This is a genomic window from Maribacter ulvicola, from assembly GCF_900155985.1.
GTDB classification, from domain to species: domain Bacteria; phylum Bacteroidota; class Bacteroidia; order Flavobacteriales; family Flavobacteriaceae; genus Maribacter; species Maribacter ulvicola.
The window spans coordinates 128,798-145,048 of record NZ_FTMA01000003.1; the positions used below are offsets into that span (position 1 = coordinate 128,798).

The following is a 16,251-nucleotide window of genomic DNA, read 5'->3' on the forward strand; positions in this document are numbered from 1 at the left end:
ACAGATATGAAAAATGTAATAAAAACAATAGCGATCGCATTGCTTATAACCACATCGTCTTGTGATACGGAATATTTAGATCCTAACTCCACATTAGAGCCAGATGTAGTTGAAAATGTAGACAACTTGGTTCGTTTAATTAATGGTGTTCAACAGAGATGGAGCACAGAAAGAACGGGTCTCATATACACCACTACTCAGATTTCAGGTTTAAATACCGATGAACTAAGGTTGTTAAATCCTGGAAATTTAGGCGAAAACGAAATCCTGCTTGGAGGCGACAATGTTAGTGGTAGTAATGAACTATTAATCAATACATGGACAAATGCTTTATTAACCCGAAAGGAAGCCACGACAGTGATAGATGCCTCTGATAATGTAAGTGACAATGCTTCTGTTTCGGGTTCTTTAAAAGCATATGCACTATTTTATAGAGCATTAGCTCATGGTACTTTAATTCAATACTTTGAAAGTATACCTTTAGAAATTGTTGAAAACGCACCATTTATAGAACGTTCTGCTGTTTTAGAAGATGTCATAGCAGACTTGAACGAAGCTAAAGGATATATAAATGCTGGCTTGGATACATCGGTTACATCAGAAATTTTCACTTCAGTAGAAATTGAAAACTCAGTCAATGCATTATTAGCACGATTTAACTTAATGGCAGGTAATTACGACGCCGCAATTACCGCTGCAAATAGTGTTGACCTTTCTGTAAAATCTACATGGGAATATGATGCATCAATCCCTAATCCGCTAGCCTTCTGGTTTGGTTCTCAAAATGTTACCCAAGCCAAAGATGTAACTTTTGGTTTACCAGCCGAATTATTGCCTGATGAAAACGATGAACGAATTCCATTTTATATAACGGCTGAAGATTTGGAAGCAGAAAATCCAAATTATCAAGTAGTAGGGTTTTGGAGTGATAACTTAAATGAAATTCCAGTTTACTTACCTGGCGAAATCATTTTAATAAAAGCTGAAGCTTATGCGCGATCTAACCAATTGACCGATGCCGTTTCTGAACTTAATACCGTGCTAACCAAAAATACTGATACCGATATTTATGGAATTGGTGCCAATTTGCCCGCATATGAGGGTACAATTGAACAATCAGCGATACTAGACGAAATATACAAGAACAGAAGGGTAGAATTATACTTAACCGGACTTTCATTAGAGGATAGTAGAAGGTTTGAAAGACCAGGTGCATTTGAAGCAGATGCTGAAAGAAACCGTGACTATTACCCTTATCCAAATTCTGAAAGAGATAATAACACCAGTACCCCTGCAAATCCAACTTCTTAGTAAGTTTAAATTATTTATAAATTAAAATTGGGACAGTGATTATACTGTCCCAATTTATTAAATCGCATTACGTATTGAACCCTACATCAATAATTATTATAATCGCTCTTTATTTTGGTTTATTAATGGTGATATCTTTTTTCACATCCAAAAAAAATAGCGACGATACATTTTTCACTGGTGACAGAAAATCTCCTTGGTACTTAGTTGCTTTCGGTATGGTAGGCGCAGGACTGTCCGGAGTTACTTTTGTTTCCTTACCTGGCATGGTAGCCAACAACAACTTTTATTTTTATCAATTTATACTCGGTAATATTGTTGGTTATTTTTTTATCGCTTTCGTACTTACACCATTATACTACAAACTTCAACTTGTATCCATTTACACCTTTCTCAAAGTAAGGTTTGGTCATCACACTTACAAAACTGGCTCCTTATTTTTTCTAGTATCACAATCTTTTGGAGCTGCTTTAAGACTAATGCTTGCTGCAAAAATTCTTCAATATGCGGTATTCGACTACTTCAATGTGCCTTTCTACTTAACTATTATTATCATTTTAATCCTTGTTTGGCTATACACCAATAAATCAGGCATAAAAACTATTGTATGGACAGATACCATGCAAACCATTTTCTTAATACTTGGCGCTTCTATCACAATATATGTAATAACCGATACTTTAAATTTCAGTTTTTCTGAATCGATCCAAAATATTATCGATCACGAATATTTTAAGGTATTTAATTGGGAAGCTACTTCTGGCAATAACTTTTACAAACAATTTATCGCAGGTATTTTAGTTGCCATTGCAATGATTGGTCTGGACCAAAATATGATGCAAAAAACGCTTACCTGTAAGAATGTTTGGGATGCTCAAAAAAATACATTGACGTACAGTATTATTTTAGCATTGACCCAATTTTTATTTATGGGCCTAGGTGTTCTTATGTATATATATGCAAATGAAATGGGTATTAAGTTGCAAATAGCCGAGAACGGCACATTTTTAAATACAGATAACCTCTTCCCTAACTTAGCTTTAAACCACTTAGGAACCTTGGCTGGGATATTCTTTATACTTGGAATAATAGCAGCATCTTTTTCAAGTGTAGATTCTGCATTAACAGCCTTAACAACATCGTTTACGTATGACTTTCTTGATATCAGCAATAAATCAAGCAAAACGAAAAAGAAACTAAAAAACCTGGTTATTATAATGTTCTCCGTTACAATTTTCGTGATAATACTTGCCTTCTCTCACAGTAAAGGAGATGTAATATCATTGATTTTTAAAGTAGCAGGTTATACCTATGGTCCCTTATTAGGCTTATATCTATTAGGGATGTTTTCTAAAATAAAATTAAAGGATAAATGCGTTCCTGTAATTTGTTTATCCACACCTATTATCACCTACTTTTTAGGTCAATTTTCCATATCTGCTTTCAATTTTGATTTCGGATTCATAAATATTGCCATAAATGCAAGCCTTACGGTAGTCGGCTTAATACTTATAAAAAAATAACACCATGAACGCATATAAACCAACAACCGAACAGTCATCTCGTTATGATAACCTGGAACAAATGAATGTTAACCAATTGTTGGTTAACATGAATAAAGAAGACAAATTGGTTCCCTTGGCTTTAGAAAAAGCCATCCCTTCAATTCAGAATTTTGTTGAGCAAACATTAATTAGAATGAAAAAAGGTGGAAGACTGTTTTACATTGGAGCTGGTACTAGCGGCAGACTTGGGGTTTTAGATGCTTCTGAATGCCCGCCAACTTTTGGAGTATCCGACGATTGGATTATAGGCTTAATCGCCGGTGGGGACATAGCATTAAGAAAAGCAGTTGAAAACGCAGAGGACAACGAAAATATGGCTTGGAAAGACCTTGAACAGTTTAAAATTAATGAAAATGATGTGCTTCTTGGGGTAGCAGCTTCAGGCACTACCCCATATGTACTAGGAGGATTAAAATGTGCTAATGAAAACAACATCCTTACCGGAAGCATTTCGTGCAATGAAAATTCGTTAATATCAAAAGAAGCTGTTTGTGCAATTGAATTAATCGTAGGTCCAGAATTTGTTACTGGCAGCACTAGAATGAAAGCGGGCACAGCTCAAAAATTAGCTTTGAATATGATTTCCACATCCATAATGATCCACCTGGGCAGAGTTAAAGGAAATAAGATGGTAGATATGCAACTATCCAATAAAAAGCTAGTAGACCGTGGTACTAAAATGATAATGGAAACACTAGAAATATCGGAAAATCTTGCCAAATCATTATTGCTTAAACATGGTAGTGTTAGAAAATCTATTGAGTACTATAATCAATAAATCAAGTACTCAAAAGAATTAAAATAGACCAAAAATTCCATACTTAGGCACATTAAAGGCGAATATTAAATTTTTACTTAACCTTACTGCAATTATAGAAATGTCGGGGCTTATTGCCCCTCAAAGCTTAGGTCCCTTTTTAAAATATAGGTTCTACACTTACGATATCAAAAATAGACACCGGCAACAAGTCATCAACCATGTATCGTCTCCTCTTTACCATAATTCTGAATCACCTCCGCTTCAAATTCAACTAACTCTTTCCAGCGTTTGTCGACATCAACATCTTGCCCATATTTACGGGCAAAGCCAATAAATGTGGTATAATGACCAGCTTCACTAATCATTAAATCACGATAAAACTTAGCTAATTCCGGATCTTGAATTTCTTCTGAAAGTAATTTAAATCGCTCACAACTACGTGCCTCGATCATGGCAGAAAATAAAAGCCGGTCTACCATTGACTGTAGCCGGTTGCCTCCTTTATTCATAAACTTATACAACTCATTTACATAACTGTCCTTACGTTCTCTTCCCAGTGTGTAACCGCGTTCTTTTATAATATCATGCACCATTTGAAAATGCACTAATTCTTCTTGCGCTAAAAGAAGCAAATCGGTCACCAAATCTGGGTATTCAGAATTTAAGGTGATTATGGTTATGGCATTAGTTGCCGCTTTCTGTTCGCACCATGCGTGATCCGTTAGAATCTCCTCTAGATTTTTCTCCACAATGTGGATCAGTAGCTAATTTTAGATGTAGCATGATATTCGTTTTTTGTAAAAGTAGGTGTCAGTTCTAAAAATACAACCATTAAAGTCTCATATAATTTTTAAATATGAAGCGTAAGCATACTATTAAATCCTAAAATCGACTATAACAAAAAGCTAAACTGCGTTAATAGTATATTAATCATTTACACACTATACAACTACATATTTCTTCTGTACTGCCCTCCCACTTCAAACATAGCATGTGTAATTTGACCTAAAGAACAATATTTAGTGGTTTCCATCAATTGTTGAAACGTATTCTCATTTTTCAAGGCGATATCTTGTAATGCTTTTAAGGACTCTTCAGCAACAATAGCATTTCTAAGCTGTAAATCTTCAAGATTGTTTATTTGTACCTTCTTTTCATCTTCTGTTGCACGAATAACTTCATCTGGTATTACAGTGGGCGAACCTTTTGAGGACAAAAAGGTGTTCACTCCTATGATCGGCAGTTCTCCCGTATGTTTCTTCGTTTCATAATACAGGCTTTCTTCTTGAATTTTGCTACGCTGGTACATGCTTTCCATAGCTCCAAGCACTCCGCCACGATCGGTAATTCTATCAAACTCTACCATAACAGCTTCTTCCACCAAATGGGTTAGTTCTTCGGTTATAAAAGACCCTTGCATAGGGTTCTCATTTTTAGCCAACCCTAGCTCTTTATTGATGATCAATTGTATTGCCATAGCTCTTCTTACGGAATGTTCTGTTGGCGTGGTAATTGCTTCGTCATATGCATTGGTATGTAATGAATTGCAATTATCATAAATAGCGTAAAGCGCTTGTAGTGTTGTTCTAATATCATTAAAATCGATTTCCTGCGCATGTAAAGAACGACCCGATGTTTGTATATGATATTTCAGCTTTTGTGAACGTTCATTCCCCCCATATTTCAATTTCATGGCTTTTGCCCAAATTCTTCTTGCCACCCTACCAATCACGGCATATTCAGGGTCAAGTCCGTTACTAAAGAAAAAGGAAAGGTTAGGCGCAAATTCATCAATATGCATACCTCTAGAAAGGTAATATTCTACAAAAGTAAAGCCATTGGCAAGTGTAAATGCTAGTTGACTTATAGGGTTTGCACCTGCTTCGGCAATATGGTACCCAGATATGGAAACCGAATAAAAATTACGAACCTTCTGATCTATAAAATACTGTTGCACATCACCCATTAAACGCAGTGAAAATTCCGTAGAAAAAATACAAGTATTCTGTGCCTGATCTTCTTTTAAAATATCTGCTTGTACCGTGCCTCTAACTTTAGACAAAGCATCTGACTTAAGTTCAGCATATACATCTGCCTTTAAAACCTGATCACCGGTTACCCCTAACAGAAATAATCCAAGACCATCATTACCCTCTGGCAATTCGCCTGCATATGTTGGGCGCTTGGCACCTAACTTCTTATAGATGGCGTCAATTTTTTTATTTATTTCACCTTCTAATCCGTTGGCTTTAATATATTTTTCACATTGCTGATCTATAGCGGCGTTCATAAAAAATGCGGCAATAGTAGCTGCGGGACCGTTAATGGTCATGGAAACCGATGTCGTTGGCGCACATAAATCGAACCCAGAATATAGTTTCTTTGCATCATCTAAACAGCAAATACTTACTCCGGAGTTTCCAATTTTTCCATAAATATCCGGTCGGTCATCCGGGTCTTCTCCATATAATGTTACCGAATCAAAAGCCGTAGATAAGCGCGCTGCCGGCAATCCTTTTGAAACATAATGAAAACGCTTATTCGTTCTTTCAGGTCCGCCCTCGCCCGCAAACATTCTGGTTGGATCCTCCCCTTGTCTTTTAAACGGAAATACACCAGCCGTAAAAGGAAATTCCCCCGGTACATTTTCTTGTAAAGACCATTTTAAAATATCTCCCCAACCCTCATACTTAGGTAAAATTACCTTAGGAATTGCTGTCTGCGATAACGATTTGGTCGTTGTTTCTACCGTCACTTCTTTACCTCTAATTACATAGGTAAAAAAATTACCCTCGTAATTTGCCTTCTTTTCATTCCACTCATCAATTATCTTTTGATTATGCGGATCAAGGTCTAATCGCAATTCTTCCTTCGCGGCTTCAATAGCTTTTAATACATCTTCCTCGTCTTTTAGTATTTCAGCTGATTCGTTAAGGCTAAAAAGTTTTTGGGCAACTGTTTTTTGATGTTCAGTCCTTTCGTTGTAATCGCGAATAATATCTGATATTTCAGAAAGATATCTAGTTCGTTTTGGTGGGATGATGTAAATCTTCTCAGACATTTCTCTAGAACTTTCAAAACTTGACTTTAAGCCCTCTGCACCGGTCTTTTCTACCAAAGCATCTATAACTGCCCGGTATAACTGATTCATTCCTTGATCATTAAATTGGGAAGCAATAGTCCCATAAGCCGGAAGCTCTTCTGCTGGAGTATTCCACAATAGATGATTACGCTGGTACTGTTTTTTTACATCTCGCAATGCATCTAATGCACCGCGTTTATCAAACTTGTTAAGTGCAATTAAATCGGCAAAATCAAGCATGTCAATTTTTTCTAATTGCGTAGCCGCTCCATATTCCGGCGTCATCACATATAACGACACATCTGAATGTTCGGTAATCTCAGTGTCTGACTGCCCAATACCCGAGGTTTCCAAAATAATTAAATCAAAACCAGCAGCCTTGGTAATATCTACGGCATCTTTTACGTATTTTGACAAGGCCAAATTAGACTGGCGTGTTGCCAATGAACGCATATATACCCTATCGTTAAAAATAGCGTTCATACGTATTCGATCACCTAATAATGCTCCACCAGTTTTTCGTTTAGATGGGTCCACGGAAATAACCGCAATCTTTTTATCTTCAAAATCGGTAAGAAAACGACGTACCAATTCATCTACCAATGATGATTTACCAGAGCCACCTGTCCCCGTAATACCTAGTACAGGAGCAACCGTTTTTGTTTCCACCTTTTTTCTAATGCTGTTTAAAACCGCTTCATGTTCTTTTGGAAAGTTCTCCGCAGACGAAATCAATCTTGCAATATCTGTATAACCAAGCTTCTCAAGATTATAGAATTCACTATTCAGCTGTGCTCCTACCGGAAAATCGCTTTTCTGTATCAGGTCATTGATCATACCTTGCAGTCCCATTTCACGACCATCATCTGGAGAATAAATGCTCTCAATACCATAGGCATGTAATTCAGCTATCTCTTCTGGAAGAATGGTACCACCACCACCGCCAAACAACTTAATTTGAGATGCTCCTCTATCTTGCAACAAATCATACATGTATTTAAAATACTCTACATGTCCGCCTTGGTAAGAGGTAATAGCAATTGCCTGCACATCTTCCTGAATAGCACAATCTACAATTTCCTGTACAGAACGGTTATGACCTAAATGAATAACCTCACAACCCGTAGATTGTATAATTCTACGCATAATATTTATAGCGGCATCGTGTCCATCAAAAAGGGAAGCCGCGGTAACAATACGTATATGGTTTACCGGTCTATATGGAGTTTGTATGCTATCGTTCATTTCTCTACTCATTTATATTTTTAATAACCTGTATTTTTTCTTGCATGATGTATAAATCATGCTTCCATAAATCCTACTTCAATACAGTACAGCTTTTATAAATATTGATGTTGCAACAACAATTTTTAGCTGATACGAAAATAGCCATTTTAATTAGCACTATTTAAGTTTTCTTCAATAAGACACTGAAAATCTGGATTATTCATAAAATTTAATCTAAAATTTATCGAATTGATATTTTTAAACTCATGTCTTCTTTTCCCATACTCATTACTTCACATAAAAAAGGTTAGATTTACGCCGCTATTTCATTGCTATACTCATGATTTATACCGATCAATTAGGAAATAAAGTTGCAATTCATCGCAGGCCTAGTAGAATAGTTTCTGTTGTTCCTTCCATCACAGAATTATTGTTCGATTTAGGGTTGGGCGATAAAGTAGTGGGGTGTACCAAGTTCTGCGTACACCCTAATAAACCCTATCTCTTAAAAAATATGATTGGTGGCACAAAGGATTTGAATTTAGATAAAATTCTACAATTAAATCCTGATTTAATCCTAGCTAATAAAGAGGAAAACATCAAAGAGCAAATAGAATATTTAAATACATCTGCTCCCGTATGGATAAGTGATGTCAAAACATTTGATGATAGTCTAAAAATGATTGCCCAAATTGGTTCAATTACAGCTAGTAGTTTTCAAGCAAAAGAAATTATCGATCAATTAAACCTAATCTTAAAGCCTAAAGCACCGACAAAAACAGTTGTGTATCTTATTTGGAAAGACCCGTATATGACCGTTGGTGGCGACACCTATATCAATGACATTCTAAACCGATGTGGATATATAAATGTATTTGCAGACCAAAACCGCTACCCTATAGTAAGCTTACAAGAAATTGAAGCTATTGATCCAGATGTGGTATTACTATCATCTGAGCCCTATCCATTTAAAGAAGAGCATCTACAGACCATTCAGCGTACTCTAAAAAACACAAAAATAGAATTAGTGGACGGAGAATTCTTTTCTTGGTATGGCTCCAGAAAATTACATATTGCCCTCTAAAACACCTAAACTATAGTTTTTACTGATACAGCTAAAATAATAGAGGTTATTTATAGTTATCCACTTTAAAGTACCGTATTATACAGGTAATAAAAAATAGCCATTCTACATTGTAGCTTTCGTAAAAACTTATGATGGTAATTTATGGTAACTTTGGTACACAATAAATCTTCAGATAACTAAAATAGCATTTTAATTTATGTTCAGCTTTTTCTCTAAAAAACATTTCTTAATTGACCATTTAGATGGCTTTATAGATATTCATAATCACATTTTACCAGGTATAGATGATGGAGCAAAGACTGTTGAAGATGCTATTGACCTTATAAAAGGATTTAACGAATTTGGAGTAACCCATTTTATCTGTACTCCACATATTATGGAGAATTATTATCCTAATGATCCCACTACAATTGCTAGTTCGTTATTGCTACTTAATAATGCTTTAAAAATGAGCAATTTAGAGCATATAAACGTAGCAGCTGCAGCGGAACATATGATTGATTCTGGTTTTGAAAAAATCCTTAATGACAAACAAATTATGCCATTGGCTAAAAATTACCTGTTAATAGAAATGTCTTATTTACAGGCATCTATTAATTTTGATAGTTCGGTCAATAAAATCAAGAGCACGGGTTTATTTCCAATTTTTGCACACCCGGAAAGGTATGCGTACCTACATAAAAACCTAAAGGCATATGCAAAATATAAGAACGATGGACTGTTATTCCAGATGAATATGTTATCTATTGGTGACTATTACGGTAAAGAAGTGAAACAAACTGCTTTATACCTGCTAAAGAACAACCTCATAGATTTTATTGCTAGTGACGTACATAGAATATCACAACTGAATTACCTCAAAAAAATAAGCATCAATGAAAAAACATTGATGCTTATTAAGCCTATTATTGAAAAGACTATATATAATTTTAAATAAGAAAATTTAAAATTTCCACCACTTTTTACTTGTTTTACTGTATCCGTAACCGTACTTACCTCCATACCCCAATTCATCTAAGGTAACATCGTTCACCACAAAAGAAACTCCTTTTAATTTACCTTCATCACGAAGGTTCAAAGGAAACTTCACTGCAGTTTCGTCCGTTACTCCGGCTCTTGTTACATAAATGATATGATTGGCAAAAGGTGCGATCAATAACGTATCACTAACTACCATCATTGGTGCTGTATCTACAATAACATAATCGTACATATCAGAAACTTCAGCCAATAAATCTTCTATTTTAGAACTCATTAAAAGCTCAGCAGGGTTTGGTGGTATCTTTCCTGAATAAATGACATCTATGGTATTATGATGCACTAACATGGGTCTAATGATATCTTTAACTTGGATAGTATCATCTAACAAGAATTCTGTTAACCCGGCGTCTTTATTTCTAGAAGGTGTTTTTAGTTTATCTACAGAATCACCTGAAAAGAACGAGTATAATTTGGGGTTTCTAATATCTGCACCTACCAACAAAACCTTTTTATCGGTACTGGCCAATATCATGGAAAGATTAGAAGAAACAAAGGTTTTTCCTTCCCCGGGTGTACTAGAGGTAACATAAACAACATTGTTCTTATTTCTATCGGTAGCGTGTTTTGTTTTAATCAGAAAATCTAAGTTTGTTCGTATTATTCGTAAAGCTTCTGCTAAAACAGATCGGTCATCATTTATAATAATCTTACTATCTTTTTTTGAGAGCCTTGGCAATTCGCCCAAAACAGGAACATCTTGTGTTAAAGACTCTAAACTATGCTTGTTATGAATCTTAGTATCTAATTGATCCTTTGCAAAAATAACTCCAAATGGCAATAACAAACCTAGCATTAAAGCTGCCAGATAGGTAATAGCTTTTTTAGGTTTCACGGGAGTAGGACTTGAAATAAAAGCTTTATCTATAATATTTGATTTAGGTGCCGCAGAAGCAAAGGCAATCTGTGACTCCTCTCTTTTTTGTAATAAATACAGATAGAGTGATTCTGTAGTTTCTTGTTTTCGGGTAATATTCCTTAGTTCTCGTTGATTTTCTGGAGCAGAATAAATAGTTCCCTGTATACGGCCTAGTTGATTTTGTAGCGTACTAACGTTCATACCCACATTACGTTCCATAGTACTTAAACTTGATTGCATGGTACTTCTAATACCATCTAATTGTTCATCAAGGTTAACGATCATCGGGTTTCTTTCATCTGCACTTTTTAATAAACGTTTTCGTTCAGCAACAAGTGTATTGTACTGTACCGTAGCCTGACTTAAAGCACCGCTCCCTACATCAACTACGGGCATTTCATCATAACCGGTTTCATTATTTACATATTCTTTTAGACCGCTTACCATTTGTAATTGCACTTTGGCATTTTCAAGATTCTGACGACTGCCTGCACTTACTTGAACTGCCGCTCCTACTTCTAAACCTGAACCGGTCATTCCTTTTTGGGTAAGTAATTCTTGGGCGTCTTGATCTACATCGGAAAGCGTTCCAGAAATCAATTGAATTCGGTTATTAATAAAATCAGAGGTGGTGTCTGCAATACGTCGTTTCTCGTCTACCGCATTTCTATTGTACACTTCAATTAATTTATCAATGATATCCCTTGCCTTTTCTGGTATGGCACTCACCATAGACACATCTAAAATATTAGAATATTCTTCGGTGACCGAAATTGAAACGGCAGCTTTTAAGGCTCTGGCCACATTTTCTACAGAATTAATAGATACATGATAATCCTTTCCTATTAAAGCTTTGACATCTTTTACGTTTGGTGTTATTACCATATCGCCTATAGGAGTGTTAATACCATTTCCAAAAGAATATACTTTTGCCGGATCCCCTTCATTCTCCGTAAAACTGAACGTTGTTGGCGATGAAAACGTAATAAAGAAACTGTATTTTGAATTATGAACAATAGAATCTGCAGCAATAAAATTAATTTTTATTGGCGGGTTTCCATATACTTCAGAATTTATGACATTTCCTAAGGCACTGATCTGGATGTTGGTTTCTAATTCTTTGACTACTTCAATAAAATTAGACCGGGAACCCAGAATCTCAATTTCGTCTTCTACCTGCTTGGAGGTACCTCCCATAATATCCAAATCTTGAAAAACACCAAGTTCACTACCTGCATTTTTTTCTTGAACAATTTGAATCTGAGATTGTACATTATATTCAGGAATGGTATACCTTATATTAAAATAAGCAAAAATAAGGGCCAGCACACCACATATTATAAACCACTTCCAATGTTTGGCATACGTGGCAATAACATTTTTTATATCTTCTTTCTTTTCGGAAAAACTCATAGTAAATTATAGAATTGGGTAAGTAATCAAATCTAGTTTCTTGTAAGAATAATTACAGCTGTGGTAATAATTAAAGAGGCAATAGATACCGTTAAACCTGCCCTACCATCTAATGTAGACTGGGTTACCGCAGATTTATTTGGCTCAACATAAACCACATCATTTTGTGTTAAATAATACTCTGGTGAGTTTAACGCCTCTTTACTAGTCAGATCAATTCGGGTATATACCTTGGTACCGTTAAAATCCCTAATAACCAAAACATTATCACGTCTACCTTTTATACCTAGGTCATTAGCAAGGCCAATAGCTTCTAATACTGTTATTTGCTCGCCATTAACCTGATAGGTTCCTGGTTGATTTACCTCTCCTAAAACCGTAACCGTAAAATTTCTTAAACGTAAATTTATAATGGGATTCTTTAAATAAGGCTGTAATTTTTCTTTTAACAACTCTTTGGTTTCCTCTGGTGTAAGGCCTACTATTTTTATAGCCCCTAGAACAGGAAAATCAATTTCACCATTTTTATCCACAATATAATCCAATTCTCTTGGCTGACTATAACCGCCTTCACCTCCAGCACTAGAAAACAAATTAAAAGGAATACTTGCAGCTGGATCTAATGTAGACACATTAATACCAATAACATCATCTACTTTAAATGTATTGGTATGAGAATTATCACTGACTATGGTTTCATAATTAGATGCATCTTGAAAATAAACAACATCTTTTGGAGAAGCACAAGAAATAACAAATGCTCCAATTACAAAACAGGATACTAATTTACCAACAGTAGTTCTCAATGTATTCATTTTTTTTATAGTGTTTATATACTTCAATTTATATGAAGTGGATTAGGGTTGAACAATTTTTAACTTAGAAATAGTGTGGTCGTTAGACTTGGCATCAGGTTTATCCAGTTCACAAAGATCAGAATTTTTAGAAACATATTCAGGAACTATATCCTTCATTAATTTAACGGTGTTCCCACTAAAAAACATATTTGTAATACATAGCTCATCAATTTTAGAACGGACTTTAGCATAATCTACATCACGCACCTTACTGATTTTTATTTTTTGATGGTAGGTAGGCAATGTATTCTCCCCATTGGCCAACAACTCCTCATATAATTTCTCTCCTGGTCGTAGACCGGTAATTTTTATATCAATATCTTCTGGGTAGCGAAGTCCAGATAGCTTAATCATATTCTTAGCTAAGTCATAAATTTTAACAGACTCTCCCATATCAAATATGAATATTTCACCGCCTTCTCCCATAGCTCCAGCCTCCAAAACCAATTGTGAAGCTTCTGGTATGGTCATAAAATAACGTGTAATATCTTTATGAGTCAATGTTAACGGTCCTCCTTTTTCAATTTGCTTTCTAAATAAGGGGATAACCGACCCATTAGAACCTAATACATTTCCAAAACGAGTAGTAATAAATTTTGTTTTATTCTCTTTCTGCATACAGCTAATATACATTTCTGCTATACGCTTGGTGGCTCCCATAACATTGGTAGGGTTCACAGCTTTATCGGTAGAAACAAAGACAAATTTCTCAACACCATGTATCAAAGACAGGTCTGCTACATTTTTTGTCCCTCCAATATTAATTTTAATGGCTTCATAGGAGTTGTATTCCATTAAAGGAACATGTTTATAGGCAGCTGCATGAAAAACTACATTAGGCCTGTGCTCACTAAACAAAGCGTTCATTCTATTCTTATCACGAATATCGGATACAATTGGAATAAAATTATGGAATCCGTTTTGTTTTAATTCTTGCTGAAGATCATACAATGCCGATTCCGCCGAGTCTATAACGATCAATGAATTATAGGAGTAATTACAGATCTGCCTAACAATTTCACTACCTATAGACCCTGCACCACCTGTTACCATAATGGTTTTGTTCATCAGCTCCATAGCAATTTTACTGTTTTTTATAGAAATAGGTGCCCTATCCAGTAAGTCTTCGATCTGTACTTGCTTTATTTGCGATACTTTTAATTCCCCATTGATCCAATCTTCAATAGGCGGCACTATTTTAACGACAATAGGCAAGTCCACCAATCCCTCAACGGTTTTTCTTAATTTAACCGAATTGATATTCTGTATAGAGAAAATGATTTCAGAAATATTGTTCTTCACTATAAAAGCTTCTGTCAAAGTCTTTCTTGCAAATACGGGTATTCCGTTGATATTTTTTCCTATTTTCTTGGCATCACGATCTATATACCCAATTACCTTGTACCTACTCTTTGTATTATTATTGATTGCACTGTGCGTAAGAACACCTGAATCTCCTGCTCCGTAGATCAAAATATTTTTGGTAACCTTAATAGAGCTATTCATTTTGTTGTAGAATGATTTAAAAACAAAACGTGAAGCGGCAAGACCTATAAAAGTAATCAAACTATTGATGATGATGATTGACAATGGAATAGTAAACTGGCTTAGTATATCTAATTGCCTATTGACCAGTACTACAAAAATAACCAGTATACTAAAAAAGCAGACCGCATTAAATATATTGTATACATCCCTTACTCCTGTATGTCTTACTACCCCTTTATAAGAACCTACTATTAAAAAAGCAATTAACGAAGCTGTGGCTATTAGCGGAACTTGAACAAAAAAATTATGAACATCAAAATCCAAGGTTAAATTGAATCGAATAAAATAAGATAGCATAAAAGAAAAAACTACCGTGATCAAGTCTATACACAACACAAGCCATTTAGAGGCATAGCGTTGCGCACTATAATTTAGGTATTTCTGTATCATGATAAAACGGTTTTGATGGTTATTACAACACGTTCCAAATCTTCATTAGATAAATTGGAGCCACTAGGCAAACACAGACCTCTTTCAAATAATGATGCTGAGGTGCCGTCTACAAAATGCTTAGCAGTACTAAATATGGGTTGTAAGTGCAATGGTTTCCATAACGGTCTAGACTCAACATTCTCATTTAGAAGGGCTAACCTAAGTTTTTCTCTTATTTCAAAAGATGGTGTTAAGATACAACTTAACCATCTATTGGAGAAATAACCGTTTGGCTCATTTAAAAATTCAATTTCTTCAAATTGACCTAATTGTTCTTTATAATAGTGATGGTTACTTCTACGTGCCTTCACCCGGTCGTCCAAAACTTCCATTTGTCCGCGACCTATACCTGCAAGCACATTGCTCATTCTATAATTATATCCAATATTAGAATGTTGGTAATGCGGGGCTTCATCTCTGGCCTGTGTTGCTAAAAACACCGCTTTTTCAGCATAGGTTCTGTTTTTGGAAACCAAGGCACCACCACCAGAGGTGGTAATAATTTTATTGCCATTAAATGACAATATACCTATATCGCCAAAAGTTCCACAGGGCATTTCATGATAAGAGCTTCCTAAAGCTTCGGCACTATCTTCTAATACAGGTATTTGAAATTCATCTGCAATAGCTTTAATTTCAGTAACCTTATACGGCATACCATACAGGTGTACGGCAATAATCGCTTTTGGTTTCTTTCCTTCTTTGATTCCACTTTCAATGGCTTTTCTCAATAATTCAGGAGACATATTCCAAGTATCCAATTCACTATCAACAAATACCGGCTGTGCTCCTAAATATGAAATGGGATTTGCAGATGCAGAGAATGTAAAGCTCTGACAAATAACATCGTCTCCTTTCCCTACTCCCAATAACTCCAGTCCCAAATGTATGGCTGCCGTACCAGAACTCAAAGCGGCTACATGAACCGTATTCCCCAACTCCTCTTTTATGGCCTGTTCAAAAGCATTAACGTTTGGCCCTAGCGGGGCGATCCAATTAGTATCAAAAGCTTCTTTTACGTAGTCTTGTTCTGTGCCTCCCATATGCGGAGAGGAAAGCCATATTTTAGTAG

At 35.5% G+C, this 16,251-nt stretch carries 10 protein-coding genes and 1 pseudogene; 5 read left to right on the plus strand and 6 right to left on the minus strand.

The features are described from left to right. Window positions 1-6: 6 nt before the first annotated feature. From BW936_RS11350 to murQ, 3 genes are read left to right on the plus strand one after another with little or no spacing between them, the layout of a single operon-like run. The gene (locus tag BW936_RS11350) at window positions 7-1,311 is read left to right on the plus strand and encodes a RagB/SusD family nutrient uptake outer membrane protein (RefSeq protein WP_076548518.1); all 1,305 of its coding nucleotides are present in this window, start codon (window positions 7-9) and stop codon (window positions 1,309-1,311) included. A 35-nt stretch (window positions 1,312-1,346) separates the two neighbouring features. Next, the gene (locus tag BW936_RS11355) at window positions 1,347-2,834 is read left to right on the plus strand and encodes a sodium:solute symporter (RefSeq protein WP_317042889.1); all 1,488 of its coding nucleotides are present in this window, start codon (window positions 1,347-1,349) and stop codon (window positions 2,832-2,834) included. A gap of 4 nt (window positions 2,835-2,838) precedes the next feature. Further along, complete coding sequence (gene murQ / locus BW936_RS11360) at window positions 2,839-3,654, plus strand: N-acetylmuramic acid 6-phosphate etherase (protein ID WP_076548520.1); 816 nt, start codon at window positions 2,839-2,841, stop codon at window positions 3,652-3,654. A 194-nt stretch (window positions 3,655-3,848) separates the two neighbouring features. On the opposite strand, the pseudogene miaE reads toward murQ, so the two are convergent. Then, window positions 3,849-4,419 (minus strand): annotated as a pseudogene (gene miaE / locus BW936_RS11365) (tRNA isopentenyl-2-thiomethyl-A-37 hydroxylase MiaE). A gap of 166 nt (window positions 4,420-4,585) precedes the next feature. Then, window positions 4,586-7,963, minus strand: a complete 3,378-nt coding sequence (locus tag BW936_RS11370; RefSeq protein WP_076548521.1) for a methylmalonyl-CoA mutase family protein — start codon at window positions 7,961-7,963, stop codon at window positions 4,586-4,588. Between the two features lie 322 nt (window positions 7,964-8,285). On the opposite strand from BW936_RS11370, the gene BW936_RS11375 reads away from it, so the two are divergent. Further along, entirely contained in the window at window positions 8,286-9,029 is a 744-nt protein-coding gene (locus BW936_RS11375; RefSeq protein WP_076548522.1) for a helical backbone metal receptor, read from the plus strand. Window positions 9,030-9,228: 199 nt separating this feature from the next. Continuing rightward, window positions 9,229-9,969: a tyrosine-protein phosphatase gene (locus tag BW936_RS11380; RefSeq protein ID WP_076548523.1), complete on the plus strand. Its 741-nt coding sequence runs from the start codon at window positions 9,229-9,231 to the stop codon at window positions 9,967-9,969. Between the two features lie 6 nt (window positions 9,970-9,975). Here the strand turns inward: BW936_RS11380 and BW936_RS11385 are convergent, their stop codons facing one another. From BW936_RS11385 to BW936_RS11400, 4 genes are read right to left on the minus strand one after another with little or no spacing between them, the layout of a single operon-like run. Further along, the gene (locus tag BW936_RS11385) at window positions 9,976-12,342 is read right to left on the minus strand and encodes a GumC family protein (protein ID WP_076548524.1); all 2,367 of its coding nucleotides are present in this window, start codon (window positions 12,340-12,342) and stop codon (window positions 9,976-9,978) included. A 32-nt stretch (window positions 12,343-12,374) separates the two neighbouring features. Then, window positions 12,375-13,157, minus strand: coding sequence for a polysaccharide biosynthesis/export family protein (locus BW936_RS11390; RefSeq protein ID WP_076548525.1), 783 nt, complete (start codon window positions 13,155-13,157; stop codon window positions 12,375-12,377). A 42-nt stretch (window positions 13,158-13,199) separates the two neighbouring features. Further along, complete coding sequence (locus BW936_RS11395; protein WP_076548526.1) at window positions 13,200-15,137, minus strand: polysaccharide biosynthesis protein; 1,938 nt, start codon at window positions 15,135-15,137, stop codon at window positions 13,200-13,202. Further along, the gene (locus tag BW936_RS11400; protein ID WP_076548676.1) at window positions 15,134-16,222 is read right to left on the minus strand and encodes a DegT/DnrJ/EryC1/StrS family aminotransferase; all 1,089 of its coding nucleotides are present in this window, start codon (window positions 16,220-16,222) and stop codon (window positions 15,134-15,136) included. The genes BW936_RS11395 and BW936_RS11400 overlap by 4 nt, the downstream gene beginning before the upstream one ends. Between the last annotated feature and the right edge of the window lie 29 nt (window positions 16,223-16,251).